General features: G+C 65.3%; 30 protein-coding genes and 1 tRNA gene. 14 read left to right on the plus strand and 17 right to left on the minus strand.

Translation table 11 applies throughout. From position 1 onward, the window contains the following. Nucleotides 1–144: 144 nt before the first annotated feature. Together ACJYUO_RS04205 and ACJYUO_RS04210 are read right to left on the minus strand one after the other, a co-directional pair. A tRNA-Ser gene (locus tag ACJYUO_RS04205) sits at nt 145–228 on the minus strand. A gap of 41 nt (nt 229–269) precedes the next feature. Next, on the minus strand, nt 270–1010 hold the full coding sequence (locus ACJYUO_RS04210) for a DUF2064 domain-containing protein (RefSeq protein ID WP_494344145.1): 741 nt from the start codon (nt 1008–1010) through the stop codon (nt 270–272). A gap of 109 nt (nt 1011–1119) precedes the next feature. Here ACJYUO_RS04210 and ACJYUO_RS04215 point away from each other — a divergent pair, with 109 nt between their 5' ends. Next, nucleotides 1120–1338: a hypothetical protein gene (locus tag ACJYUO_RS04215; protein ID WP_494344146.1), complete on the plus strand. Its 219-nt coding sequence runs from the start codon at nt 1120–1122 to the stop codon at nt 1336–1338. Between the two features lie 16 nt (nt 1339–1354). Here ACJYUO_RS04215 and ACJYUO_RS04220 read toward each other — a convergent pair whose 3' ends face one another. From ACJYUO_RS04220 to ACJYUO_RS04235, 4 genes are all read right to left on the minus strand, one after another. Further along, the gene (locus ACJYUO_RS04220) at nt 1355–1957 is read right to left on the minus strand and encodes a uracil-DNA glycosylase (protein WP_494344430.1); all 603 of its coding nucleotides are present in this window, start codon (nt 1955–1957) and stop codon (nt 1355–1357) included. A gap of 128 nt (nt 1958–2085) precedes the next feature. Continuing rightward, the gene (locus ACJYUO_RS04225; RefSeq protein WP_494344147.1) at nt 2086–2346 is read right to left on the minus strand and encodes a DUF7976 family protein; all 261 of its coding nucleotides are present in this window, start codon (nt 2344–2346) and stop codon (nt 2086–2088) included. Next, nucleotides 2343–3419 (minus strand): Mrp/NBP35 family ATP-binding protein, encoded by a 1077-nt coding sequence (locus ACJYUO_RS04230; protein WP_494344148.1) that lies wholly within the window; start codon nt 3417–3419, stop codon nt 2343–2345. Before ACJYUO_RS04230 ends, ACJYUO_RS04225 begins: the two co-directional genes overlap by 4 nt. A 178-nt stretch (nt 3420–3597) precedes the next feature. Further along, nucleotides 3598–3921 (minus strand): DUF7969 family protein, encoded by a 324-nt coding sequence (locus tag ACJYUO_RS04235; protein WP_494344149.1) that lies wholly within the window; start codon nt 3919–3921, stop codon nt 3598–3600. Nucleotides 3922–4032: 111 nt separating this feature from the next. Between ACJYUO_RS04235 and ACJYUO_RS04240 the strand changes: the two genes are divergently transcribed. Both ACJYUO_RS04240 and ACJYUO_RS04245 read left to right on the plus strand, forming a co-directional pair. After that, a complete protein-coding gene (locus tag ACJYUO_RS04240; RefSeq protein WP_494344150.1) occupies nt 4033–4356 on the plus strand; it encodes a DUF5783 family protein in 324 nt (107 codons plus the stop codon). A gap of 87 nt (nt 4357–4443) precedes the next feature. After that, the gene (locus tag ACJYUO_RS04245) at nt 4444–5295 is read left to right on the plus strand and encodes an eIF2B alpha/beta/delta subunit family protein (RefSeq protein ID WP_494344151.1); all 852 of its coding nucleotides are present in this window, start codon (nt 4444–4446) and stop codon (nt 5293–5295) included. A gap of 10 nt (nt 5296–5305) precedes the next feature. On the opposite strand, the gene ACJYUO_RS04250 is transcribed toward ACJYUO_RS04245, so the two are convergent. After that, nucleotides 5306–6001, minus strand: coding sequence for a ThuA domain-containing protein (locus ACJYUO_RS04250; RefSeq protein WP_494344152.1), 696 nt, complete (start codon nt 5999–6001; stop codon nt 5306–5308). A 352-nt stretch (nt 6002–6353) separates the two neighbouring features. Between ACJYUO_RS04250 and ACJYUO_RS04255 the strand changes: the two genes are divergently transcribed. Further along, nucleotides 6354–7484, plus strand: coding sequence for a Gfo/Idh/MocA family protein (locus tag ACJYUO_RS04255; RefSeq protein WP_494344153.1), 1131 nt, complete (start codon nt 6354–6356; stop codon nt 7482–7484). 102 nt (nt 7485–7586) lie between these two features. Here the strand turns inward: ACJYUO_RS04255 and ACJYUO_RS04260 are convergent, their stop codons facing one another. From ACJYUO_RS04260 to ACJYUO_RS04270, 3 genes are all read right to left on the minus strand, one after another. After that, a complete protein-coding gene (locus ACJYUO_RS04260) occupies nt 7587–8336 on the minus strand; it encodes a hypothetical protein (RefSeq protein WP_494344154.1) in 750 nt (249 codons plus the stop codon). A gap of 285 nt (nt 8337–8621) precedes the next feature. Further along, nucleotides 8622–9353: an archaeal proteasome endopeptidase complex subunit beta gene (psmB, locus tag ACJYUO_RS04265; protein ID WP_494344155.1), complete on the minus strand. Its 732-nt coding sequence runs from the start codon at nt 9351–9353 to the stop codon at nt 8622–8624. A 181-nt stretch (nt 9354–9534) separates the two neighbouring features. Further along, nucleotides 9535–9705, minus strand: coding sequence for a hypothetical protein (locus ACJYUO_RS04270; protein WP_494344156.1), 171 nt, complete (start codon nt 9703–9705; stop codon nt 9535–9537). A gap of 302 nt (nt 9706–10007) precedes the next feature. Between ACJYUO_RS04270 and ACJYUO_RS04275 the strand changes: the two genes are divergently transcribed. The 5 genes from ACJYUO_RS04275 to ACJYUO_RS04295 all read left to right on the plus strand — a co-directional run bounded on the left by ACJYUO_RS04275 (nt 10008) and on the right by ACJYUO_RS04295 (nt 13309). Next, nucleotides 10008–10364, plus strand: coding sequence for a DUF555 domain-containing protein (locus ACJYUO_RS04275; RefSeq protein ID WP_006429905.1), 357 nt, complete (start codon nt 10008–10010; stop codon nt 10362–10364). Nucleotides 10365–10529: 165 nt separating this feature from the next. After that, nucleotides 10530–11069, plus strand: coding sequence for a CBS domain-containing protein (locus ACJYUO_RS04280; RefSeq protein WP_494344157.1), 540 nt, complete (start codon nt 10530–10532; stop codon nt 11067–11069). Nucleotides 11070–11185: 116 nt separating this feature from the next. Continuing rightward, nucleotides 11186–11863, plus strand: coding sequence for a thiaminase II (tenA, locus tag ACJYUO_RS04285; RefSeq protein WP_494344158.1), 678 nt, complete (start codon nt 11186–11188; stop codon nt 11861–11863). Nucleotides 11864–12040: 177 nt separating this feature from the next. Continuing rightward, nucleotides 12041–12286 carry a DUF8015 family protein gene (locus ACJYUO_RS04290; protein ID WP_494344159.1) on the plus strand — a complete coding sequence of 82 codons (246 nt, stop codon included), beginning with the start codon at nt 12041–12043 and terminating at the stop codon, nt 12284–12286. Nucleotides 12287–12409: 123 nt separating this feature from the next. Continuing rightward, nucleotides 12410–13309: a universal stress protein gene (locus ACJYUO_RS04295; protein ID WP_494344160.1), complete on the plus strand. Its 900-nt coding sequence runs from the start codon at nt 12410–12412 to the stop codon at nt 13307–13309. Nucleotides 13310–13376: 67 nt separating this feature from the next. On the opposite strand, the gene ACJYUO_RS04300 is transcribed toward ACJYUO_RS04295, so the two are convergent. After that, nucleotides 13377–13790 carry a helix-turn-helix transcriptional regulator gene (locus tag ACJYUO_RS04300; protein WP_494344161.1) on the minus strand — a complete coding sequence of 138 codons (414 nt, stop codon included), beginning with the start codon at nt 13788–13790 and terminating at the stop codon, nt 13377–13379. A gap of 138 nt (nt 13791–13928) precedes the next feature. Between ACJYUO_RS04300 and ACJYUO_RS04305 the strand changes: the two genes are divergently transcribed. Then, nucleotides 13929–14483 carry a DUF8170 family protein gene (locus ACJYUO_RS04305; RefSeq protein WP_494344162.1) on the plus strand — a complete coding sequence of 185 codons (555 nt, stop codon included), beginning with the start codon at nt 13929–13931 and terminating at the stop codon, nt 14481–14483. A gap of 33 nt (nt 14484–14516) precedes the next feature. Here ACJYUO_RS04305 and ACJYUO_RS04310 read toward each other — a convergent pair whose 3' ends face one another. The 5 genes from ACJYUO_RS04310 to ACJYUO_RS04330 all read right to left on the minus strand — a co-directional run bounded on the left by ACJYUO_RS04310 (nt 14517) and on the right by ACJYUO_RS04330 (nt 21551). Beyond that, complete coding sequence (locus tag ACJYUO_RS04310) at nt 14517–15491, minus strand: aldo/keto reductase (RefSeq protein WP_494344163.1); 975 nt, start codon at nt 15489–15491, stop codon at nt 14517–14519. A gap of 70 nt (nt 15492–15561) precedes the next feature. Beyond that, on the minus strand, nt 15562–17433 hold the full coding sequence (locus ACJYUO_RS04315; protein ID WP_494344164.1) for a formate/nitrite transporter family protein: 1872 nt from the start codon (nt 17431–17433) through the stop codon (nt 15562–15564). A gap of 119 nt (nt 17434–17552) precedes the next feature. Next, nucleotides 17553–18725 carry an ABC transporter permease gene (locus tag ACJYUO_RS04320; protein WP_494344165.1) on the minus strand — a complete coding sequence of 391 codons (1173 nt, stop codon included), beginning with the start codon at nt 18723–18725 and terminating at the stop codon, nt 17553–17555. Next, complete coding sequence (locus ACJYUO_RS04325) at nt 18715–20634, minus strand: ABC transporter permease (RefSeq protein WP_494344166.1); 1920 nt, start codon at nt 20632–20634, stop codon at nt 18715–18717. Before ACJYUO_RS04325 ends, ACJYUO_RS04320 begins: the two co-directional genes overlap by 11 nt. Next, the gene (locus ACJYUO_RS04330; protein WP_494344167.1) at nt 20631–21551 is read right to left on the minus strand and encodes an ABC transporter ATP-binding protein; all 921 of its coding nucleotides are present in this window, start codon (nt 21549–21551) and stop codon (nt 20631–20633) included. The genes ACJYUO_RS04325 and ACJYUO_RS04330 overlap by 4 nt, the downstream gene beginning before the upstream one ends. Nucleotides 21552–21672: 121 nt before the next feature. Here ACJYUO_RS04330 and ACJYUO_RS04335 point away from each other — a divergent pair, with 121 nt between their 5' ends. From ACJYUO_RS04335 to ACJYUO_RS04345, 3 genes are all read left to right on the plus strand, one after another. Then, nucleotides 21673–22095 carry an SRPBCC family protein gene (locus ACJYUO_RS04335; RefSeq protein ID WP_494344168.1) on the plus strand — a complete coding sequence of 141 codons (423 nt, stop codon included), beginning with the start codon at nt 21673–21675 and terminating at the stop codon, nt 22093–22095. Nucleotides 22096–22232: 137 nt separating this feature from the next. Then, nucleotides 22233–23891 carry a hypothetical protein gene (locus ACJYUO_RS04340; RefSeq protein WP_494344169.1) on the plus strand — a complete coding sequence of 553 codons (1659 nt, stop codon included), beginning with the start codon at nt 22233–22235 and terminating at the stop codon, nt 23889–23891. Between the two features lie 6 nt (nt 23892–23897). Beyond that, nucleotides 23898–24656 (plus strand): ABC transporter ATP-binding protein, encoded by a 759-nt coding sequence (locus tag ACJYUO_RS04345; RefSeq protein ID WP_494344170.1) that lies wholly within the window; start codon nt 23898–23900, stop codon nt 24654–24656. A gap of 70 nt (nt 24657–24726) precedes the next feature. Here ACJYUO_RS04345 and ACJYUO_RS04350 read toward each other — a convergent pair whose 3' ends face one another. Beyond that, on the minus strand, nt 24727–25356 hold the full coding sequence (locus ACJYUO_RS04350) for a flavin reductase family protein (protein ID WP_494344171.1): 630 nt from the start codon (nt 25354–25356) through the stop codon (nt 24727–24729). A 135-nt stretch (nt 25357–25491) separates the two neighbouring features. Here ACJYUO_RS04350 and ACJYUO_RS04355 point away from each other — a divergent pair, with 135 nt between their 5' ends. Further along, nucleotides 25492–25842, plus strand: coding sequence for a winged helix-turn-helix transcriptional regulator (locus tag ACJYUO_RS04355; RefSeq protein WP_494344172.1), 351 nt, complete (start codon nt 25492–25494; stop codon nt 25840–25842). Nucleotides 25843–25872 lie beyond the last annotated feature (30 nt).

Here is a 25872-nt window from a genome sequence, read left to right on the forward strand (position 1 = left end):
GCGACAATAACAGTGGGGATGGGATTTGAACCACGGTCGTTCCACTCGCTGCGCTCGTTTCACTCCCTGATTCAAATCCCAACGTGTCGTCTTCTCACTCGCGATACTCCTCGCGGTGCTCGTCGTATAGTGCTCGTGAGAAGACGGTGGGGATGGGATTTGAACCCATGAGGCTTGACAGCCACCTGCTCTCAAGGCAGGCGCGTTGGGCCGCTCTGCCACCCCACCTCACCACCCGCTTTGCCACACGTTCAAAAAGGGTTGTCGGTCTACTCGCGCTCGAGGCCGCCGTCGTCCCCAAGCGTCAGCCCCAGTTCGTCGACCAGCGCCGCCGTCGCTTGCGCATCCGGCCGCTCGGCCGCCTGTCGGGCCTCGAGCCCGGCGATGGTCGCCCGAAGCCCGGCCGGCGTCGCCACGGTCGGGAGCATCGGCGCGAAGCCGACACCGAGCCCGCCCTCGGTCGCACGGCGGCTCATCGTCGAGAGCGCCGGTGTGGCGTAGGCGTCGGTGAAATCGATCGGCTCCGCAAAGCCCCCGAAGTAGACGCCCCCCTCGTCGGACGGCCCGAGGACGACCTCGTGGCGGCGCAGCGACATCGCCGCGCCGTCGATTTCGGTTCGGTTCACCAGCGGCACCGTCGGCTCGAGCACCCCGACGCTCTGGGCTCCTTCCTGCTCGAGTAGGTGCGTGATGGTGTTTCCGACGCGAGCCGATCGACTCGAGCCGACCTGTCGTTCGAACCGGACCGCTGCATCCTCGCCGAGCGCGTCGAGGACGAGTGCCCGAACCTCGGCCTCGGGGTCACCGTCGGCGTGTGCCTCGGGCAGCGTCTCGGTGTCCCGGTAGTTGATCAGGAGGTCGCCGCCGCTCCCTGCGACGGCCCAGCAGACGTCGGCGACAGTGGCCTCGTAGAGCGAGCGCGCCTCGGCGTCGGTCAGCGGCGTCTGGTCGACGAGCGAGGAAAGAACGAGCCCGTCCCGCGGCGGGTCGACCGGAACGACGACGATCATAGCAGATAGTCCGCGGCCGCGGTCCTTGAACGCGGCGTTCTCGGCCTCTGGAAATCAAGTCAGACGAAAATGAAGGTGAATTATAACGGAGCAGCGCCTTCGAGCGGGTATGGACGAACGCTCGATCGCCGGCCTGTTCGCGACGCTCGTGGTCGCCGCACTGGCGGTCTTCGGCGCGTACGGATTCGGTACTGGCTACCTGATCGATTCGCCCGGCGACTTCCTCGCACCGACGATCGGCGTACTCGCCGTCACGGCCCTCGCACTCGGCGGCCTGATCGCCTCTGGCGTCGGCTCGAGGCGCTGGCGCGAGAACCCCTACTGGTAACTGTCCGCCGCTGTTCTCACCGATTTTGCCGTCCCTTCGTCTGTCGATAGTCCGTCGCCATCAGTTCCGCGAAGCCCTCGAGCCACGCCTGGATCTGCGCGTCGGTCTGCTCGCGTGGGTCGATCATCGGGACGAGTTCGAACCCGCGGCCGCGGATCCGCTCGGCGTGGTCGTCGGGCAGCGCGAGGTCCTCGACCGGCGTCGTCGTGTACTCCGTGCCGAGTTCGACCAGTGCGCGCTCGCCGACGGGAACGAGGATTTCGGGGTTGATCATCCGGATTTCCGCGTTGAGATAGGGGTCGCAGTTGCCGATCTCCTCGTCGGTCGGCTGTCGATCGGGATCGCGACAGCGGGTGAGATTCGTCAGATAGACGTTCTCGAGTTCGGGGTCGTCGGCCGGCGCGGTCACGTCACAGAGACCCAGCCGCTCGAGCATACGTCGCAGCCCGCCGTCGCCGTCGTTACCGCCCTCCCCGGCGAAGGGGACGCCAGTCTCGTCCGCGCGTGCAGTCGGGCGCTCGCCGACGAACAGGAAGTCCGCGCCGACGTCGCCGTAGCCGTGGACGACCTGTGTCCGCGTCTCACAGAGTGCTGGACAGTTCGTACACTCCTCGTCCATGCCGTAGGGGTTCGCTCGAGACCGTTGGTTCGCGTCCACATTCGTCTCTCGCGTGGCAGCCCCAAAAGCGACGCGCTCGGTCTGCTCTGCGGTCGGAGAGAATAGGACAGAGCGATTCGATGGCGAACTCAGCGACCGAGGCCGCCGCGGTCGTTGACCTCGAGAATGAATTTGACGTTGCGGACGATCTCTTCGGGCGAGGTCTCCTCACTCTCGTCGTAGAGATCGCTGGTCCGATACAGGATGTTGGCGAGCTGTTTACTCTCGCTGGTCTCGCCGCGAACGTCGTCGGCGATCTCGCGGAGGCGCTCGACGCGCTCGGGATCGGGATCGAACCCGTCGTCGCCGCCGGCGATTTCTTCCCCGCCGTCGTCGCGGCCGGAACTCATCGGTCGGGCGAGGCGGCCTCGCTGCGCCGGGTCTGGGAGATCCCCTGTCGGTGGACGATCCCGGTGTTGTTGGCGACGTTCTCGGTGATCGTCCGCAGGGCGTCGCTGGTCCCGTCCGCGTCTTTGAGGACCGTCGGCTTGCCACCGTCGCCGCCCTCGCGGACGGCCGGATCGAGCGGGATCGAGCCGAGGAAGGGCAGTTCGTGCTCTTCGGCAAACTCCTCGCCGCCGCCGGAGCCGAAGATGTCGTGTTCGCCGCCGCAGTCGGGACAGGCGAAGGTCGACATGTTCTCGGCGATGCCGAGTACAACCGTGTCGTGTTTGGCGAACATCTCGAGGCCCTTGCGGGCGTCGTCCAAGGCGACGTCTTGGGGCGTCGTGACGATGACCGCGCCGGTGACGGGCATGGTTTGGAGCATCGTCAGCTGGGTGTCGCCGGTCCCCGGCGGGAGGTCGACGACGAGGTAGTCAAGGTGGCCCCACTCGACGTCCTCGGTGAGCTGGGTGATGACCTTGTGGACCATCGGACCGCGCCAGATGACGGGGTCGTCCTCGCCGGTGAGGAAGGCCATGCTCATCAGCTTCACACCGTATTTCTCCGGCGGCACGAGCGTCTCGTCCTCGGTCGCCATCGGCGGCTCGTCGGCGTCGACCATCCGCGGGACGTTCGGTCCGTAGACGTCGGCGTCGAAGAGACCGACGCGGGCACCCAACTGCGAGAGCCCGGCGGCGAGGTTGACCGCGACGGTCGACTTGCCGACGCCGCCCTTTCCGGAGGCGACGGCGATGACGTTCTTGACGTTCGGCAGCACCTGTTCCTCGCTGGTCAGATCGTCGCGATCGGGGACGCTCGCGGTCAGGTCCGGCTCGAGGCCCTCGGCGGTCAGTACCTCGCGGACCTCGGCGGCGATGTCGCTCTCGGTCGGTGAGTAGGGAGCACCCAACGCGAGGTCGATATCGACCTGGTCACCGTCGACGGTGATGTCGTTGACGAGTCCGAGCGACACGATATCGTCGCCGAGTTCCGGATCCTCGACCGTCCTGAGATGGTCGCGAACGGCGTTTTCGTCCATGTCACTAGCTACTTCCGGGCGTCGAAAAGGGTTGTGTTCCCACCTTTTTGCTGCGGGTCCTCCCTCACTACGTTCGGTCGAACCGCTTGCAAAAATCTGGACCAAAAAAGCCGCTCGCTCTCGCTGGTCGCTCGCGGGTGCATCGCTTGCACTCCAACCGCGACGGATAGCAGCGGTTCTACGCGTTGAAGTCGAACCGTGGCCCGCCGTAGGTCGGCGGATCAGGGTCGAGTTCGACGCCCTTCTCGTAGCGCACGAAATTGAGATAGAACGGGCGGCCACAGCCCTCGAGCGGCTCGCCCTCGCGGTCGGTGACGTCGCCGTCCTCGCCGCAGATGAACTCGATCCCGTCGGCCGACTCGCGGTCGGGATCGTCCGGGGCGGCGTACTCCCAGCCCGGCTGGCGGACCTTCGTCACTGACCGGTCGGCCAGATCCGGCGGGCGCTCGAGGCTCACGACGGCTCCGCAGTGGGGACAGGTGTACCGGACGGTGACTGTCATCGTCGGTCCTAGGGGTCTCGAGGACGTAAGCGTGCGGGCGGCGGCGAGACTGTGGGGCCGAGAGCAGCGGTGTCCCGAACCGTTTACCCGGCCGCGCGCTGACGGACGGCTATGACCGAGTTTGACCCAGAAAAATTCGAGGAAAAGTACGTCTATTACTTCGAGGAACTCGAGGAGGCCTATTCGGCGGCTTATCAGCAACTCCACGGCCAGTACGACTCGACGGTTCTCAAAGCGATCGACCGGCAGGTACTGAGCGAGAGCGAACCGTTCTACGAAGGAGACGGCGAGTTCCGCGTCGAACTCCCCGAGAACCCGCGGGAACGAGCCGGTGCGGCGGCCGACCACGAGCAGTTCGAGACGGTCCTCGAGGAACTCGTCGACCGAATCGAGGCCGAGTTACAGCGGCTATTCGATGTCGACGGCGAGGCGTGAGAACGGCCGTCGGATACCGGCAAGCCGCGTGACAGAACCGATGAGAGCACCCGGAACACCTTTTGGGCTGACGGGAAACATCTGCGTATGATCGACGAGACGGCCGAGGAAATTCGAGAGATGCAGACACACAGCTCCTCGGTGGTTGCGGTCCGCGCAGCCCACGCCTTAGAGGAGTTACTCGAGCGGGACTTTGCCACCGTCGAGGAGTACACTCGCGCCCTCGAGCGGAACGGCTCCGTACTCCGGCGGGCGAACCCGTCCCATGCCTCGCTGCAAAACGCCGTGCGGGAGGTCGTCGGCGACGTGACTGATGCCGACCTCGACACCGTCGAGGCGGCCCAGCGACTCACCGGCGAGAAGATCGACGAGGTCGTCTCGCGGATCGAGTCCGGCAAGCGGCTGGCGGCCGAAAACGCCGCCGATGTCCTCGAAGACGGCGCGACGCTGCTGACCCACGACTACTCCTCGACGGTGATCCAGACCCTCGAGCAGGCGACCGCGGCCGGCAAGACGTTCGAGGTCTACGTCACCGAGGCCCGGCCGCGGTTCATCGGCCGCAAGACCGCCCGCACGCTGGCTGATCTCGAGGGCGTCGACACGACGCTACTCACCGACAGCGCCCACGGGCTCTACCTCGAGGAGTGCGATCGGGTCGTCGTCGGCATGGACTGTATCGTCGACGACACGCTGTACAACCGCGTCGGGACGTTCCCGATCGCGGCGACGGCCGCCCAACTCGACGTGCCGGTTACCGTCCTCGGCTCGGCTTCGAAGATCGTCGGCGAGGGGTTCGTTTTCGAAAACGAGCACCGGCCGGGCAGCGAGGTCATGCCCGAGCCCGCCGACGGATTCGCCGTCGAGAATCCCGCCTACGACGCGACGCCGGTCGAACTGCTCGAGAGCGTGGTTACCGACGAGGGTCGCCAAGAGTTGTAGCTGAGGCCGGTTACGCGCGCTTTCCGAACGTCCGCGGCGAGCCATTGGTTGGAGCGGCCCAGTCGACGGCGTTTTGCAGCACCCGCCGAACGTCCTCGTTTTCGTAGATCGGATACGTCTCGTGGCCCGGCCGGAAGTAGAAGATCCGGCCCTTTCCGCGCCGATAGCAACACCCGCTGCGGAACACCTCGCCGCCCTCGAACCAGCTTATGAACACCTGTCGGTCGGATTCCGGCACGTCGAACGGCTCGCCGTACATCTCCGTTTTCGGGAGTTCGATCGATTCGCCGAGCCCGTCGGCGATCGGATGCCCCGGATCGACGACCCAGAGCCGCTCCGTGCCGCCGTCCTCGCGGTACTGCAGGCTACAGGTCGTCCCCATGAGCCGCTTGAACGGCTTCGCGTAGTGACTCGAGTGCAGGGGGAGAAAGCCCATCCCCCCGAGGACCCGTTCCTGGACCCGATCGGCGATCTCGTCCGCGACCTCGTCGTGGGCTTCGTGGCCCCACCACAGCAAAACATCGGTCGACTCGAGGAGGTCGCTGGTGAGCCCGTGCTCGGGTTCGTCGAGCGTCGCGGTCCGAACCTCGTGGTCGTCGGCAAGGACGTCGGCGAGCGCCTCGTGGATGCCGTCGGGGTAGACGGCTGCGACGGCGTCGTCCTCGCGTTCGTGGCGGAACTCGTTCCAGATCGTGACTGCGACCATGGCCGCCCGGTCGGCGCGCCGGATGCTTATACTGTCGGCCGTTACCCGCTCGAATCCGCCGACCGATCACGGCGGCTCTCCGCTGGCGTGCCGGCGGTATCATCCGGTCGATCCGCGCGGCAGAAATACGGAATTGAAATACTAGATTTAGTCAATATATCTGAATAGAGGTGGTGTAATAGTATCGTAATACGTGAAATACGAAATGGTTGTACAGATTAATCGGTCACAACCCTTATTTCGATCGCCGACTGCCTCTCCGTATGGAACGGAACCGGATACAACTGCCATCGAAACGAACGGTTTCTCAGCGCACCTCTCTCTCTGCTGGACCGAAATCGGGGGCCGACACATGATCGGCGACGGGATCGGGGTCGGTATCGTCGGCCTCGGCGGCATGGGGAACCTCCACGCGCGCAGCATTCGCGACCTCGGCGCGAACGTCGTCGCGGGCGTCGACCTCGTCCCGGAGCAACGCGACCGCTTCGCCGACGAGTTCGGCGCGCGCACCTACGAGACCCACGACGAACTCGTCGTCGACGACACTGTCGACGCCGTCATCGTTACCACGCCCAACCGGTTCCACGAACCGATCGCCGTCGCCGCCCTCGAGCAGGGACTCGACGTGCTGGTCGAGAAACCGCTCGCACACACTCTCGAGAGTGCAGAACGGATCGCCGAGGCGGCGGCTCGATCGGACGGCATCTGTATGGTCGGCTTTCACAACCGCCACGCCGCGTCGATGGCCATGTTCGACGAACAACACGCCCGCGGCCGCTTCGGCGACCTGACCCACGTCGAGGCCGACTACGTCCGCCGGCGCGGCGTCCCCGGTCCCGGCTCGTGGTTCACCGACCCCGAACTCGCCGGCGGCGGTGCCTTGCTCGACATCGGCGTCCACGCGCTCGACCTCGCGCTCTACGCGCTCGACTTCCCCGAGATCACCGAAGTCAGCGGCGTCGCCCGGACGACGTTTGGCACCGACGAGGAGTACGCCGATCCCGACGGCTTCGGCGACAACTGGGACGCTGAAGCGGAAACCTACGAGGTCGACGACTCCGTCAGCGCCTTCATCCGCACGGCGGAGGGCCAGACCATCTCGCTCGAGGCCGCGTGGGCGACCAACCGCGAGGAGAGCATGGACTTCAAGGTCCGCGGCACGCAGGCGGGAGCCCAGTTCGATATCGGCGACACGAATCTCCGGATTCTCGAGGCCGGCACGGCCGGGTGCGACCACTTCGCCGACGTCAACATGACCGGCGACGAGACCCTGACCGGCTACGGCAAGCAAGACGAGCAGTTCCTCGAGGCGATCGCCGTGGGCGCGACGCCGGAGTCGAATACCGTCGAAGAGGCCCTGACCGTCCAACGGGTCATCGACGCGATCTACCGCTCGAGCGAATCCGGCCGGGCGATCCAACTCGAGGAATCTCGAATCTCGGAGGCGCAACTCGAGGCCGAACAGCGACCGCAGATCGATTGACTCCCGCTCGAGACAGCAGACGATAGTACGAGCGGTATCGTGGCAGGTGGCGTGGCTGGCGGTATCTCGTCAGCGGAAGGCTATTCAGAAAGTGGATTACAACTACCAGAGACTTGCTTTCGTGAACTCCTCGGTTTTTTCACAATCGGGCGCTCCACACTGGATGCGTACCTCATCCTGATGGTGAGTCCACTCGCGCTCGTTTACGATCGTGAAATTGTGTGTTTCGAAGTTATCGCCCCGGACCAGTTTCTTGTCTTGGGTGGTCGCCCAAGTTATCCCGCAGTTCGGACAGTTCATTTCCCACAGTACGTTGGCATTATTGGAACCCAACGCTGTGGATTTCGCTTCCTGGAGTGTCTCGTCGGTTTGACTCTGCATTTGCTCTCGCTGTCGTTGCTTCTTCTTTTCCTGCTGGTCCCGTTGTCGTTGCCGTTGTCGTTGCTGTTTCTCGTCCCGGTATTCTTCGTGTGCCTTGCCAACGGTAGCAACGATTCCGAGAGCAGCCATTACCGTATGGAAGGTCGCCCCGATCGCCCCTTTCGTCTTTTCGGGATTTTCTTTTACCGTTTTCACGCCCGCCTTTGTGCCTTTGCCGACGGTCACGTAGAACGGAATCGTAAAGACGGCAGCCACACCCCAAAACAACACTACCGCGTTCACTCCCAGTGTGATAATACTATCGGCAGCTACCGACGGGATACTGAGTACGAATACGAGACCCGCCATGACGGCGAGCAAACCCGCGAGACGATACGATCCCGTTTTCCCGCCCGTGCGTGCGGCCTTATAAGCGACCCAGACGCCGATTCCGTTGAGAGCCCCGATTATAAGCGTACTTACCCCGATCATTCGCTTCCCCCTCCGATCTGTCCTCTCATCACACGAATCTTCTAACTACCGTGATAATAACGTTTGGGAGAACAGTGCTCTCGAGAAGAGCGATGCGGCTTCTCGGTACTAAGGCGACACGTTACGAGGGTTATAGTAGCCACTGAAACGATGTACACACTGATCGCGATGCAGTCGTGCGATCAGGTGTGCACTGACTGTCAGTGGCTCTATAGAGAGGTTCAGTACTACCGCGTCAGTAGCTCGACGAACTCGTAAAGAGGACGCGTTATGTGCAGGACGGAGTTACAGGACTTCGTCGAAGTCGTGGTGGCCGTGGATGTCGACGCCCTCGTCGGTGATCTCCGCGAGGAAGACGCCGTTGCCCGAGCCGGTGTCGCGCTCGACGGCGGACTTGATGCCGCGGGCGGCGACAGTTTTGGCTTCCTCGTTGGACATGTCCGGTTCGTAGGCCTGCTCTAAGTGCCCGTAGGCGAGTTGCATCCCGCTTCCGGTGACGGTGTAGTCGTCTTCCATGACGCCGCCAGCGGGGTCGATGCTGTAGACGTGGCTCCCTTCCTCGTCGACGCCGCCCAGAATCGGGTGGATGGCGAAGAACGGGCCGCCGCGGGCGAAGTTCCCGGCCAGCGTCGCCAGCGCGTCGATGCTCATTCCTTCGCCGCGTCGGGCTTCATAGAGGTTGACCTCCGCGCGGAGCGTCGAGATGAACGACTGGGCACCGCCGACCGAGCCGACCAGCGTGAGCGCGGCGGACGGGTGGATCTGCTCGACCTTCTGGACGTTCTTGTTCGAGACGAACCGGCCGCCGAGGCTGGCGCGCATGTCCGTCGCGATGATGACGCCGTCGGCGGTGGAGATGCCGATCGTCGTCGTCCCGGTCTTGTTGACGTTGTCCAGGTCGGCCTGCGTGAGGTCGTTCTGGGGCATCGATCCGACCTCCGGCTCGTAGGGGTTCGGATCGTCGGTCAACTGGTCGACCGTCCGAGAGAAATCGGAGTCGTGTGTGGGCGTACGCATTGATCGTACCGTACGACCGGGACGGTATAAAACACCGGCGGTCACCATTGCGGTTTCCGCTTCCCTCGGTCGAGATCGGTCCCGGCTCGAGCGGCGAGCCGGCCGCGATTTCGGGTCCTGCGGGTCGACGATCGGCGGGCGGGAAAACCAGTTAGCGATCAGTCGTCGGCCAGTACCGTCCTTAGCGCTGCGTGGATTCGTAGGCCGTTTCGATGTTTGCGAGGACGCGGTGGACCGGAAGGGTGAGACCGGCCTGACGGGCGGCCATCGCGACCGGCATCGCGACGATGCCGACCACGATACAGAGTTGGTACAGTGCGAACAGGGTCGCGTGGTACGCGCGGGATATCATCAGCGTTCATCGATGCCCAGACGGAGGGTGTATATAAGCCTTCTTGAAAAATTGAGTATGTAATGATCGTCACATCGCTATCGGGTCACCGCCTGCTTGCGATTAAACTATAGTTGCGACGGGAACAACTGGAGGCGTACTCGAGTCGATGTACGGGTATGTCGGTGGCAATCGATGGGGGGATTTCTCGTAACTTATGAGAATTATCCGGTTCTCGTGCGCATGCTGGGCCGCGGCCGACGCTGGGGAAGACGGCGCGGACGAACCGCAAAGCAGGAAACCCCTCGGACCCACCACCCCATATGGGAAACTATCTCGTCGCGATGGAAGCGGCATGGCTCGTTCGTGACGTCGACGCGATCGACGACGCGATCGGAGTCGCCGTCAGCGAAGCCGGGAAGCGACTCAACAGCGAAGACATGGACTACGTCGAGGTCGAGGTCGGCGCGACGGGCTGTCCCGCCTGCGGCGAACCGTTCGACTCCGCCTTTATCGCGGCCGATACCGCGCTCGTCGGACTCGCACTCGAGATGGAAGTCTTCAACGCCGACAGCGAGGAACACGCATCCCGAATCGCAAAGAGCGAGGTCGGCGGGGCACTGCGTGACGTGCCGCTGTCGGTCGTCGACATGGTCGAGACCGAAGAAGACGACGAGTAGGGCCGCGCTGTCGTTACTGAACCGACTCTTGTTCCGTTTCAGTACCGGAACGCCACGGGGACCCAGCGACGGCACTCGAGGAATCCGGTCGCCCGATTCATCGATCCGTGACGGAAGTCGAAACCAACCCAAAGTACTTTCTATAACCCGTAGTTATCCATTCGTATGGAACTCCCGACGCCCGCGGATCTCCGACAGCGCCGCACCGAACTCGGGCTCACGCAGAGCGAACTCGCGGACACGGCCGACGTTTCCCAGCCGCTGATCGCCCGGATCGAGGGCGGCGACGTGGATCCGCGTCTCTCGACGCTCCGCCGGATCGTCAACGCCCTGGAAAAGGCCGAGAGCGACGTGATCCGCGCCGAGGACTTGATGAACGAAGCCGTCGTCAGCGTCGGTCCCGACGACCCCGTCAGCGACGCCGCCAAGAAGATGGAGGAGGAAGCCTACTCTCAGCTCGCCGTTATTCAGGACGGCATTCCTGTCGGCTCGATCAGCCAGACCGACCTCGTCCACCTCGACTCCGAGGACCGCGACGAACCCATCGAGGAACACATGAGCGAGAGCTTCCCGACCGTCTCGAAAGACGCTACGCTGGACGAGATCAGTAACCTCCTCGAGCACTACAAGGCCGTGATGATCACCGAAGCCGGCGAAACCGTCGGCATCATCACTGAAGCTGACATCGCCGCGCGACTGTCCTAAGCACCCCGCGATTCCCTGTCGAATCGATCGACTCGGCCGGACCGGACCTGACTTCCTCTGTCGACAACCAACTCATACCACCCACCAATATTAGCGCGGCGGCCGTCTCTCCGATCATGGCAACCAGCGATCGACTCCTCGAGGCGGGCGCGGATGTCTGGGACGCACAGAAGAACCATCCCTTCGTGACGGAACTCGCGGCCGGCACGCTCGCCGACGACGCGTTCCGAACGTGGGTTCGACAGGACTACCGCTACCTGCTCGACTACGCGCGCGTGTTCGCGATCGCGGGGACGAAAGCGCGCGACGAGGACACGATGACCCACCTGTTCGGGGTCGCACACACCACGCTCGACGAGGAGATGGATCTCCACCGCGAGTTCGCCGCCGACTACGGGCTCTCCCCGGGGGACCTCGAGTCCGTCCGGAAAGCGCCGACCTGCGTCGCCTATACGAACTTTCTGGTCCGAACCGCCCACGAGGGCACACTGCCGGAGATCGCGGCCGCGATCTACCCCTGCGGGCAGGGCTACCTCGACATCGCCGAGCACATGGCCGAGCTGGCACCCGACGAGGACCATCGATACACGCCCTTCATCGAGACGTACACGAGCGACGAGTTCCGCGAGGTCGTCGACTGGATGCGGACGTTCGTCGACCGGTATGGCGAACGCCACCCCAGCCAGTACGAGGCGATGGAAGCGGCTTTCCTCACGAGCGCCCGACTCGAGTATCGATTCTGGGAGATGGCTTACCGGCAGGAAGGGTGGGAGATTTCGGCGAACGAGCAGTAGTTCATCCGACCGGACGTTGAGCGGATATGTGAGGTCCGAACTGACCGAACGTGAACCGCCTCGGGGTCAAGCCCCGAGGCACTCGGCCTGCTCCGCCTGTAGAACCGCGTCCCGACTCCGACCGAATCGGAATCGGCTGACGATTTTTCTTGGGAGATCCCCTAGTATCGGATACCGATGGACCACTACGATCGACTGCTCGCCGGCATGCTCGCGTCGCTGCTGCTCGGCGCTGTCGCGGGGCTCTACACCGCACTCGCCCCCCGGTACGGGCTCCTCGGCGGCGCGTTGCTGGCGACGCTGTTCCTGTGGGAGGCGGTCGTCCGCCACCCGCCGGTCCCGGCGGCCGACCCGCGGTACGCGGCCGCGATCGTCGTCTGGCACGGCGGACTCTTCGTCTCCCTCGTCCTCGAGGTCTGGTAGTCGCGGCGGTGTACCGGCTGACGTGGATGCACTGTGCCGCTCGCCGAGAGACATGTTTCCGATTCACAAGAATTGCGGGGTGGCTTAAGGCCCGGGCGACCGAACGGAAACACGGTATCGACGATGTACAACGCTATCCTCGTCCCGACGGACGGCAGCGACCACGCGGTTCGGGCCGCCGAACACGCGCTGGCGATTTCCCGCTGGTTCGACGCGCCGGTTCACGTCCTCACGGTCGTCGACGTGGCCGCCGCGGGTGGGCTCTTCGACGCCGGCGGCGTCGACGAGGAGTTCATCGCCCGCCTCGAGGACGACGGCGCGGCGGCGATCGAGCGAATCGAAGCGATGGCAACTGGGTCGGACGACGTCCGCGCAGAGATCCGCAGGGGGCACCCGCCCGAGGAGATCCTCGAGTACGCCGACGAGCACGGTATCGAGTTGATCGCGATGGGGACCCACGGCCGAACGGGAGTGAACCGCTACGTCGCGGGCAGCGTCACCGAGCGCGTCGTCCGCGAGTCGCCCGTTCCGGTGTTGACCACGCGAGCGACCGACCGTGACGAGTCGATCGAGAACTACGACGAGATCCTCCTGCCGACCGACGGGAGCGACGCCGCGGCCGCCGCGGTCGAGCACGGACTCGCGATCGCAAAGCGGGCGGGCGCACGCGTGCATGCGGTCAACATCGTCGATGTCAGCAACTTCGCAGCCAGCCCGCACGTCGCCGCACCGAGCGACGTCCTCGACGCGTTCGAATCCGAAGGAGAGGCGGCGACCGAAGCGATCGCGGTGCGAGCGCGAGACGCCGGGGTCGACGCCGTGACTGCTGTCAGAAAGGGAATTCCGTCCACCGGCCTCCTCGAGTATGCCGACGAGCACGGTATCGAGTTGATCGCGATGGGGACCCGCGGCCGAACCGGACTCGAGCGCTATCTTCTCGGGAGTACGACCGAACGAACCGTCAGGCACGCGGACGTACCGGTGCTCACCGTCGGCGCGGGCGGCGACTCGGGTCCGGACTGAACCGGAACCGCCTCGAGACGACGGCCGATCACCGATCATCGCTGTGAGAGTGACCCGTGCTGGGGACTCACTCGAGGTCGGGACGGGGGGCGTTCTCGTACCGGACCATCTTGTCGGGTTTATCAGAAATCGTCTCGTAGATCCGTCGCAGCGTTTCCTCGGCCGCGAGCAGGTTGTGGTTTGCGAGGAACTCGCGACCCTCGTCGGTCAGGCGGTAGAACTTCCACGGATAACCCTGCTGGCGTTCGTCCTCGGGCAACGCGACCGCCTCGACCATCCCGGCGTCGATCAGTTTCTGGACGTGTTTGTAGACCGTCGCGTCGCTCACGCTGGGGTTCAACTGCTCGAGTTCGTACATCGACGGCAGCCCCTCGGGGTGTTGCAGGATATTGGAAAGCAGCGCAAAGCGCGTTTCCTGAGTCACGAAACGGACGAGTTCGCGGGTGGTCTGGCCCTCGGGAGTCCCCACGTCGGTGCTCATACCCTCGGATACGGATCGCGGCACCAAGTAGTTTACCCTGCAGTAAATTACCTCGGAGTAAACCGCCTCTTTCTCGACGGTATCGGAAACGGAAACGACACGGAAACCACTATCAGTAATTCCCGAGAATCAGAGGGTATGACAGGCGACGATCCGCCGGTTCCGGAGGACGTTCTCGAGAGCGCGACCGAGCGACTCGAGACCGAAGAACTCTCGCTCGCGGACAACGAGGAAATCCTCCACGCGGTGAGCGAACTCCGGCCGGTCTATGAAAACGAGCGGTCGTACTTCGTCCTCGGGAACTACGACAGCGAGCCGATCCGCCGGCTGAACCTCGTCGTCGACCGGCTGAATCGCCGTCCGGACGCCTACGCCTTCCGAATGGTCGACGTCCGGGGCGAGTGGGACAACGGGATCCAGAAGTTCTGCCTGCTCGCGGACCTCGTGAGCCACGTCGTCGGTGTCGCCGAGCGGGACCCGAGCGGCTTCCTCGTCGAACAGGGGCTGCTCGCGGGCACCGAGGAGTACTTCGAAAAGACCCACGTGCTCAAGCGGGCCTACCCCGACGCCGAGGCGGCCCACCCTTACGGCTGGATGGAGGACGGGGTGTTCGACCTGCTCGAGTCGGCGGACCGACTCCACGAGTGGCACACCGAGGACGACCTGATCGCGGTCGCCGAAGAGCTTCCGTAAGCGCTCCCGAGCGGCTCTCGAGTCCAGGTTCGCTCAGCTGTGGCCTGACACCGGAACCGGCTCAGAGGGCTCCTCGAGGTACGCCATGTCTGACTCGGATAACTCGATCTCGAGGGCTTCGACGGCCTGCTCTAAGTGTTCGACGCTGGTCGTGCCGACGATGGGCGCGTCGACCCAGTCCTTGTGGAGCAACCACGCGAGCGAGATCTGGGCCATCGTCGCGCCTTTCTCGGCGGCGATTTCGGCGACGCGCTCGTTGATCTCGCGGCCGCCGCCCTCGCGGTAGGGGTGGTCGTACATGTGCTCTTCAGTCTCGCCGCGGGTCGTGGCGTCGATCTCCTCGTGGGGACGCGTGAGATAGCCCCGAGCCAGCGGCGACCACGGGAGGACGCCGACGTCTTCCTTGTCACAGAGCGGTAACATCTCTCGCTCTTCCTCGCGGTAGACGAGGTTGTAGTGGTTCTGCATCGTGACGAACCGCTCGAGGCCGAGTCGGTCGCTCGCGTGCAGCGACTCGGCGAACTGGTGGGCCCACATCGAGGAGCCGCCGATGTATCGGACGTGGCCGCGTCGAACAGCATCGTCGAGCGCCCGCAGCGTCGTCTCGATGGGCGTGTCGTCGTCCCAGCGGTGGATCTGGTAGAGGTCGATGGTGTCCATTCCCAGCCGCTCGCGGCTCGCGGCGAGTTCCTGTTCGATCGCTTTACGGGAGAGTCCGCCCGAGTTCGGGTCGTCCTCGCGCATCCGGAAGTAGCCCTTCGTCGCGACAACCGACTCCTCGCGGTGGCCCTCGAGCGCCTCGCCCAGAATCCGCTCTGATTCGCCCTTCGAGTACAGGTTTGCAGTGTCAAAGAAGTTGATTCCGAGGTCGATCGCGCGGTCGATGATCGCCTTGCTCTCCTCGTCGTCTAAGACCCACTCGCGCCAGTCGCTCGAGCCGAAGCTCATACAGCCCAGACAGAGCCGGCTGACTTCCATGCCGGTCGAACCGAGGGTCGTGTACTCCATACCGGTTCTACGCGAAACTGCGGGAAAACAGTACGTGGGGCGGCAATCGAGGACCGTTAGGACTCCGCCGTTACCAGTGGCCGAACAGCCGTTCGATCACGTTGCGGTCGCTCGGGCGCTCCGCGAGCAGGACCGAGTTATCGACCTGATTGACGACGTCCATGTGCAGCGAGTCGCTCATCAGCCGCGAGATGACGCCCTCCTCGGTCGCGCCGATGAGTATCAGCGAGTGATCCCGGGCGTTCTCGCAGATCGCACGCTCGACGTTGCCCGTGTCGTCGACGAGGATTTCGGCGTCCTCGAGGCCGCGCTCGGCGGCCCACTCGGTGAGGAACTCCTCGCCGCGCTCGCGGTCGTCCGGGCTGGCGACGACGTGCTGGAGCGTGATCTCCGCCCCGGTCTGCTCGCGAAGCGTTCGCGCGACCTCGGCGCTCAGGTCCGAGTCCGGACCGCCCGCGGTCGGGAGGAGGATCCGCGACGTGTCCAGATCCCGGTCTTTGAGGATGAGGAAGTCACAGGGAAGGTTGCTGGTCAGTTCGTTCATCCGACCCTCGGCGCGGCCCTCGCCCCACGGTCGGTCGTCACCCCAGCCGAGCACCACGAGGTCCGCGCGCTCTCGCTCCGCGGTGTCGAAGACGTCCTCGAACGAGCGGTGGGAGACGACCGTCGACGTCTCGCAGTCGACGTCGTAGGAGCGGGCCCGCTCCCGGATGCTCGCCATCCGTTGCTCGGATTCGGAGACGATCCGATCGGTCTGTCCCGCGCCGTACCGCATCGACGCCCGACCCGGCATCTGGACGATGTGAACCGCGTGGACGGTCGCGTTCTCGTGGTCGCTTGCCAGCGTACAGGCGAGGTCGACGATCGTCGACTCGGTCCGCGGGTTCGAGATTGGCACGAGTACGCGGTAGTCGTCGTTGCCGTTCCCGTGGCTCTCGGCCGTATCGATCAGCGGAACGTACGACCGGCCCGCGTAGCTGCCGAACAGCCACTCCGAGATCGAGAGCTGCCGATCGGCCCCCTCGAAGCGAGCAGACTCGAGGCGGTGTTCGCTGGTCTGGAAGTAGTTGACGACGGTGACGAGGGCGATCCCGCCGATGGTGTTGCCCAACAGGACGGGGAGGACGAACTCGGTCACGCCGACGAGCAAGGCGAGCTCTCCGGCGAGGACCATGTACAGCATCTCGGTAAAGGAGACGACGACGTGGAAGAGGTCCCCAAGCGGGATCGCGAGGAAGGCCATGTAGACGACGACGAGCCGCGAAATCGTGTCCCGGGAGGCGTAGACGATCCAGACGACGCCGGCGACGATCAGGCCAGCGAAGGCCGCCTTCGAGAACAGCGTCCACCACGGCGTCTCGACGCCGTGTCGCGCGAGGTCCATCGCGGCGGCCGCCGAATCGTCGTCGAACACGCCGCCGTAGGAGAGCGCGATCGCCCCGAGCGCACCGCCCGTGAAGTTACCCGCCAGTACGATCGTCCAGTGGCGAAGCAACGCGGGGACACTGGCGAGCCGTTCCAAGGTCAACGCAACCGGCGGCAGCGTGTTCTCGGTGTAGAGCTGGTAGCCGCCGATGATGATGTAGATGAACCCGAGCGGGTACAACAGCTTGCTTAAGACCGGGTGGCCGTCGGTCGAGGCCGTCAGCGTGGCGTACAGCAGGAACGTGATCGTGATCGCGAAGCCGGCCGCGAGGCCGCTGAAGAACAGTTCGCGGCCCCCGGAGGTCACCTCCTCGTCGGCCGCGGCGACGATCCGCTGGAAGATTTCGTCGGACGAAAAGCGATCGCGAACGACCGCGCCGACCGCCGGCGCGCCGCTTCTGGATCGCTCGACCGCCTCGCGGACCTGTTCCTGATCGGGTTTGGCAGATTCCGCTCGCTCGTGACCGGGGGGTTCCCGATCCGTTCGACCCTGTCCGGGTCGATCGGGGTTGCTCATGAACAGGTACGCGGCCCTAAAGGAACTAAGCGTTTAGGATCTACCGCGTCGAACCACTTGTCAGGCCCCGCGATCGGTCTATCCCGTCTCGAGCCGGCGTCCCCACGGCTGTCCGGGACCTACACCGAATCCGGCTCGAGCCGGTCGATCCACCGCCTGAGCGCGACGAACGCGCCGATCGCGAGCAGGCAGTAGCCGACGAGCAACGCCCACGTCGTCCCCGTCGGATTTCCGATCGCGAACTTCGCGACGGTGTTCGCCGGATGCTCGGGCAGGATCGTCGCGACGACCAGCGCGCCGACGGTGGCCACGGAGTAGAGCAACTGCGACTGTCGACGGTCCGGTGCCCACAGCGCGATCGCGACACCGACGGTGACGACGAGCAGCGAGAGCGCTGCTACCAACACGACCAGCGCCGCGGGACCCGCGATCGACGTGCCGTTGGCCGTCAGCAAGAAGAGCCACGCGATCGCCTGCAGCGGTGCCAGCGCCGCGATCGCCAGCAGCTTCGCGTCGATCACGTCCGCGAGCGAGAGCGGCGCAACCCGGAGCAACTCGAGGGTCCCCCGCTGGCGCTCCTCGATCAGCGAATCGACGACGATCGAGCCGCTGATGAACACCGGCAGGAAACACAGCAGCGGCAGCAAGATGGTGTAGGTAAAGCCGGCGTAGGGGCTCGCCTGAATCTGGGACGGGACCGGCACCGGCGACTGCTCGAGCCGCCCGGTGTCGGCGTTTTGCTGTCGCTCGAGGCGCTCGACGTGTTCTAAGGTGTCTCGAAGCTGGACGACGAGCAGGGTGGTCTGTAACCCCTCTTCGGGTGCCGTAACTCTGACACTGAGCCGGCCGTCGTCGTTCCGGTTCGCGTCGAGGACGGCCGACACCGCACCGGTCTCGAAGGCCTCGTAGGCGGCCGCGCGGTCGTCGTACCGCTGGGCGGTGACGCCGTCGCGCTGGTTTGCGATCGAAAGGAGGGTATCAGTGTCGTCACCAGTGACGGCGACCTCGGTCTGGTAGCCGTCGACCGAGCCCGGATCGTACAGCGAGACGAGCCCGACGACCAGAAACGACGAAAAGGCCGCGATGAACAGCTGAATCGCCAGCGCTAGCACGATCGTCTTCTCGGAGCGCAGCGAGCGAAGCTCCCGGCGAGCGACCGCCCAGCGGGCACCCCACGTCGATCCGGATTCGGTGCCGCCGTCGGCTCGAGCCGGCGGGTTCGGGCCCCGTCGACTCGCACTCGAGTCCGATTGCTGCTCGCGACCACGACCGCGGTCGTGATCACGCGACAAGGAGGATCACCCCCAGATTGTAGGCCGCGTGAACGAGCGTCGCAGCGAGGAAGCCGGCCGCGTAGCCCGTTCGACCGCGGCTCGCGCCGACCGCCGAACAGATGGCGGTCACGACGTGCAAGGCAAGCGGCGCGAGAAACACCGCGGCAAGTATCAGGGGCTCGCTCGAGACGGCCGGCCCGAAGGCGGCGAGGCCGACCGAGAGATCGGGCAGCCCGACGAACTGGACGACGTGCGTGACCTTCTCGCCGACGAAGAAGCCGGCCCCCGAAAGCACGCCGAGGACGGCGGCGGTCCGAAGTGTCGCGTCGAATCGCGAGCGAGCGAAGCCGGCGTAGACGTGGACGCTCTTCGCGGCCTCCTCGATCGCGGCGGCGACGACGATGATGACCGGCACCGCGAACGACTCCGGTAGGGCAAACAGCAGGGCGACGGCGAGGAGTTGGCCCGCGAAGACGAACGGGATGAAGAGGATCGAGAGGACGAAGACGCTCCGCCGGCCGCGGATGCGGCTCGCGATCGCGTCGACGACCTTCGTCGGGATCGGTTTCTGGGCGAACATATCCTCCTCGCGGTAGACGCCGATCCCGAGCAGGAAGAGTACGGCCGCACACAGGTAGAACGGCCCGGTCGAGAAGAGGTACTCGCCCAGTCGGATCGACCCGTCTTGGAGGTCCGTCACGACCAGCGTCAGCGGCGAGATCAACGCGATCGAGTGGACGTCGGTGAAGATCGCCGGAATGAACGTGTACGTCGTCAGCACGACGCTGATCGTGACCGTGACGAAGGTCAGTTCCTTGAACGAGCGGGCGAGCATCGCGCCGGCGAACGTCGCCGCCAAGAACAGCAACGCGATGGGCAGCGCCGCCGCGACGGCGATCGGTCCCCCGCCGATCGCGAGCGCTATGGCGACGACGATACCGATCAGCCCGAGCAGGTACGGCAGCGTCTTCCCCGCGACGATTTCGTGGCGGGAGACCGGCGAGACCAACAGCAGTTCGCCCCGCCGCTTGACCCGCTCGTCCATGATCGTACTCCCGTAAGCCTGAATGACGAAGTTCATCGGGACGACAAACAGGAACGCGAGCACGAGCGACTGGAAGGGAAACGGCGGCGCGATCGACCCGGGCGTGCCCGGTGCCGTCGACGCCGTCGACCCGTCGCCGACGTTCGGAACCTGCAGGGGGCCGTCCCCACCGCCGTCGGTCCCGTCCGTTCCCCCGTCAGTCGCGGGTTGGGTCCCCCCGCTGCCGTCCGCACTTCCGTCGGCTCCGTCTCCGTCGCTGGTTCCGTCACCGGTCCCAGTTCCGCCGCCAGTCCCGTCATCGCCGCCCGTCCCGGAATCGCTCGAGCCGGCGAGATCGCGTTGCTGGTACTCCAGTGAGACGAGCACCGGATACGCGGCCGCCTGATCGTCCTCCGCGTCCATCAGCTTCGCGTTGTACTCACCGACGGCGTCGCGAAAGGCGTCGTAGGCGGCCTCGCCGTTGTCGCCGGTGTGGCCGATCCGTCCGTCTCGAGTCACCACGACGTCGACGCTTGCGTCGCCGCGAATCGTCACGCTATCGGCGTTCGCATCGCCGTCGCCCTCGACCTCGATCTCCGAAAGCGACACCGGCCGGAACTGCTCGCTGTCGGCCGCGACATCGTGATAGCGACTGTCCTCGTCGACGCCGACGACGTAGATCTCCCGCTCGAGGCCGAGTCCCTCGCCGGCGGCCGTGAACCCGGCGGTGCCGATCGCCAGCGCCATCACGAGGAGCACAAGTGCCGTCTTCCGGTCGACGGTCCCGACGCTCCGTGTGACTTCCCAGCGGGCAATCCTGGCGGTGCGGGCGAGGACCCTGCGGAGGTGAGCGACGAACAGCCGAAATCGCTCGGCAATTCCGTAGAGGCGACCGTCGCTCACGCTTCGGACTCCTCCGCCGGCTCGCTCGCGACCTCGAGGAAGATTTCCTCGAGACTCGGCGTTTCCGTCTGAATATCGGTCACGCGGCCGCCGGCCGCTTCGACGGCGTCTCGGACTGCGTCGACGGCGGCCATGTCGGCGACGACGTGGCGGACCTGTCCGTTCTCGCGGGTGACTTCGATTGGGGCTGCCGTCCCGTCGAGGCTGGCGTTGCCGTCGTCGGTCGCGTAGACGTGGTACTTGGTGCCCCCATGGGCGTCCCGGATCTCCTCGAGCGTGCCGCGGGCGACGATCCGGCCGTCGTTCATGATGACGATCCGGTCGCAGATGCTCTCGACGTGAAAGAGGTTGTGCGCGCTGAAGACGATCGTTTTCCCCTCATCGCTCAACTCGCGGGTGAACTCGATGATGTAGTTGGTCGTCAGCGGATCGAGTCCCGACGCCGGCTCGTCGAAGATCAGCACGTCGGGGTCGTTGACCAAGGCCCGTGCAATCGCGACCTTCCGCTGCATCCCCTTCGACATGTTGCCGATCCGCCGGTCGCGGTGCTCGAGATCCAGTCGATCCAGCGAGTCGTGAATCCGCTCGCGGGCCACGTCCGCGGGCACGTCGTAGAGATCGGCGAAGAACTCGAGGTAGTCGATTGCGGTCATCTCCTCGTACAATGGGGATTCCTCGGGAAGAAAGCCGAGCCGGCGCTGCATCGCCGGCTCGCCGGGCGTGTGGCCGGCGACGACGGCGGTTCCGGCGGTGGGTTCGATCAGCCCGGCCAGCATCTTCAGCGTCGTCGTCTTGCCTGCGCCGTTGGGACCGACCACGCCGAAGACCTCGCCGCGCTCGATCTCGAAGGAGCTGCTCTCGACCGCCGTGAAGCCGCCGTACTCCTTCCGGAGGTCGTCTACCTCGAGTATGGCCATTGGATAGGCCGACGGAGGGAGCCGCTCCAGTAAAGTCTAGCGGCCGGTGACTGTCAGGCTCGGACGACAATCGCTCACGTCGTGGAAACCCCCATTATCGTGGGCCCCGTAGTTCCGACCGATGACGCAGATCCGGACCGCCCGAACCCCGGACGGGCGTCGACTCGAGGTCTCGCACGTCCTGTCGGTCCCCGCGGCAGACGCGTGGGACGCTCTCGTCGATACGACACAGTGGCCGGCGTGGTCGCCGCTCGTCACTGGCGTGGAGGCGACCGACCGCCGGATTCGGCCCGACACGACCGGGCGGATTCGCGTCCCCGGCGCGTGGCTGCCGTTTCGGATCACCTCGTGTACGGCCCGCCGCTGGACGTGGTGCGTAACCGGGATTCCAGCCGCCGGCCACCGGGTCGACGACCTCGGCGCGACTCGCTGTCGGATCGCCTTCGAACTGCCGCTACACGCCACGGGGTACGTGCCCGTCTATCTGCGAGCGCTGGAGAATCTGGAAACGGTGCTCGAGGAAAGCGAGACCGCAGTTCAGTAGCGGCGATATCGCCTAGCCGGACGCCGAAGCCGATCGCCTGTCACGAACACATAATTTTACTAACCATCGCCAGAAACCCACTGATACGCGGTCGTCCGCCCATCGAATGACCTAGCGAATCGTAACCCACCGGACCGATGACGAGTACGGCAACGGAACGCGTTACGAGCGCCCGCCGATTGCTCGATCACTGCGTCGAAATCGCCCGTACGGAGTGGCGATGCTACCGTCGCGAAGTCGGTCGATCGCGGGCTCGCAGCTGGCTCCTCGTCGGGGCCGGACTCGCCGTCTCCATCGTGCTCGGCATGGCCGCCCACGCGGTCGCTGGCAATCTCGCGTCGGGCCAACCGTTGCCGCTTCCCGAACTGTGGATCGCCGGCCTCCTCGCGTTCGCGTGGCCGGTCTTGCGAAGTGCTACGCTGACCCACGACCGGTTCTCCCGCCTCGAGCCCGACATGCTACTGACGACCGTCTCGGCGGGGGCTGCCGGGCTGGGATTGCTCGGATTCGTCTTCGCGCGAGTTGTCGTCTCGCTGGCCGCGCCGACGTTCGCCGTCGCCGTCGGAATTGCGATCGGACTTCGGTCGCCGGCGGTCGCGTTCACTGTCGTCGCCGCGGCCGCAGGGACAACGGCACTGGCAGTCGCGGTCGGCGTCGCGGGCAGGCTCGCCGCACAGCTCGTCGGCACGCGACTCGCGCGTGGGCAGTTTTACGGGGACCTGATCGCGCTGTTCGGCTGGGCGGCGGTACTCACCGTGGCGATCGCGTTTCGGGACGCGGTGGCAGCAGCCGTTCCCGCCTTCGCCGGTTTCGGCTCCCTCTCGGGAGCGTGGCTCGTCGACCTAGCGCTTCTGGGTGCGGGCGACCGGACGGGTATCGAAGCCCGTCGCGGACTGGCGGCTCTGAGCGTCCTCGTTCCAACGGTGGCGCTTCTTGCAGGCGCGACGCCCGTCCTCGTTCGCCGTCTCTGGGATGCCGACCCAGTCGGTTCCGACGGCACCCGCGGGTCACAACCCCTCCTCCGGGACGGGCGGTTGGACCGCCTCCTCGAGAGTCGAATCTCTCGGCCCGTTCGCACGGTCGCTCGAGAGCGGTGGCTCGTCGAACGCCGCGCCCCGCGGAGCCTGTTGAATATGGCGTACGTCTTGGTGTTCGTGAGCGTGATCGTGTTCCCCGTGTTCGGAATCGTCGGCGTGCCGCTGTTGGTGCTGGTGGCGGCGTCGCTCGGATTGGCGGCCGGCGTCGCCTTCGGCTCCGATCCCGTCGCAGTCACATACCGTATCTTCCCGATGCTTCTCACGACGATCGGCGGACGGCAGTTCGTCGCCGGCTTGGTGCTCGCAGCGCTCGTCGCCGGCGTCCCGGCCGTGATTGCCGTCGTCATCCCGATCGGACTGCTCAGTTCCGCCACGCTCCTCGAGACGGTGGCAGTTTCCCTCGTCGGCGTCGCCCTCTGTGCGTGTGCGGCTACGGTCGCCGCCGCGATGGGGTTGGGAGTCGATCGTGACGTGCTTGGCCCCGTCCCCGCGTTCTTCACCGATGTCCCCACGTACGCAGAGCGTGGCTGGGCACCGTTTTACAGGCTCGCGGTCGTATTCGGGATCGCATCGATCGCGGGGCTGCCGGCGGCGCTGGGCACCGTTCCGGCGGTCTCCGAACGTGGGGCCGCGCTCGGCGCGCCGGCGACCGCCGTTCGGGTCGGCTCGCTCCTCTTGTCGGCTCTCGTTGCCGTCGCGATCTCGAGCGTCGCGTTCCGAATCGCAGTCAGACGATACCGACAGTACCGAATCACGTGAATTCAGATGACAGAACCGATCGACGAGCCGGCGATCGTGACGAACGGACTGACCAAAAAATACGGCGACACGACCGCCGTCGAGGATCTGACGCTCGCGATCCATCCCGGCACCGTCTACGGCTTTCTCGGCCCGAACGGTGCGGGGAAGACGACCACGATCCGGTTACTGACGGCACTGGTTTCGCCGACCAGCGGGTCGGGTTACGTCGCCGACACACCGATTACCGACCGGGAGGCGGTCATCGATCACATCGGTTATCTCCCGGAATCGCCGCCGATCCGCGAGACGCTCACAGCCCGCGAGCAACTCGAGTACCACGGCGGCCTGCGCGACATGGGACCGGCCGAACTCGAGGGTCGCATCGAGACGTTACTCGAGCGGTTCGACCTCGCCGCCGACGCCGACGATCGGATCGTCACCTACTCGAAGGGAATGCGACAGAAGACGGGACTCATACAGGCGATTATGCACGAACCGGACGTGGTCTTCCTCGACGAACCGACCAGCGGGCTCGATCCGCGGGCCGCACGGACGGTCCGCGAGACCATCGTCGACCTCGCGGCGAACGGAACCACCGTGTTCCTCTCGACGCACGCGCTTCCCGTCGTCGACGAATTAGCCGACGTGGTCGGTGTCCTTCATAACGGGTCCCTCGTTGCCGAGGGCGACCCCGAGACGCTCGCGTCCCGTGCCGAACACGGTGATACCACCAGCCTCGAGGACGCATTTCTCGAGATTACTGGCGATCTGCGGGAGGACTGAGACAGTGCCGAGACGGAGCCGGGAAATCGACGCACCCGACTCGAGTTGCCGGTCGCGTCGAGGATCCGGACTACGGCGGCCGCTCGAGCGAGAACCGGTCGTCCGTGCGCGCGTACAGGCTCCCAGCGAGCCGGCCGACGGCGTCGATCTCGTCGATATCTATTTTTCCGTCAGTCGTGACCGACTCCGCGAGGTGGACGTGGCGGACCTCGCCGAGGACGAGCGTCGAACCACCGACGTCGACCAGTTCGCGGAGGGTACACTCGAAGGCTACTTTCGCTCCGGCGACCCGCGGCGGGTCGACCGCCGTCGAGTCGGCCCGCTCGAGGGCGGCGTGATCGAACTCGCTTTCGCCCGCCGGTAGCGTGGCGCTGGTCTCGTTCATCGCCTCGGCGAGGTCCTCGGTGACGAGATTGACGACGAACTCGCCGGTATCGCGGGCGTTCCGCGGCGTGTCCTTGAGACCCTCGGCACCGTCGACGGGCGCGAACAGCAAGACCGGCGGGTCGACCGAGGCGACGGTGAAGAAACTGTACGGCGCGAGGTTGTCGACGCCGGTCTCGCTTTTCGTACTCACCCACGCGATCGGCCGCGGGACGACTGCACTCGAGAGGATTCGATAGAGCGAGCCGGCGCGCTCGTCGACGTCGATCTCGAGGGTGTCGGTCTCGCCGCCGGTCGGCGAATCGTCGTCCGTCATCGACGCCCCTCCGGTGACTGATATCCCGGCCGTGGCGTCGCAGAGCTACTGCCGCAACCTACTAACACGATGTTAGCCGGTTCGCATCCGAACTACTAAAGCAGTTCGCGACGTAATCGCTGGCAGAACCAATCGATGTCATCCCCGCAAACAAAATCCCGCGAGCAACTCGACGACGCCTGCCCGGTCATCGCCTCGCTCGAGCAGATCGGCTCCCAGTGGCGACTGGCGGTGCTCCACGAACTGCTCGACGGCGAGCAGCGCTTTAACGAACTCAAGCGCTCGACCGGCGCGAACGCGCGCACCCTCTCGCGCGTGCTCGACGACCTCGGCGAGATGGGCTTCGTCGAACGGCGCATCGAGGAGGACGCCCCCGTCGCCACCTACTACAGCCTCACCGACAAGGGCGAGTCCCTCGAGCCGGTCTTCAGCGAGATCGAGTGCTGGGCCGGCTCGTGGCTCGAGGACAGCGCGCTCGAGGCCTGAGAGACGGCCATATCGCTCGGTGAACTGCCG

The sequence above is a fragment of the Natrinema sp. CRL1 genome (assembly GCF_059162405.1).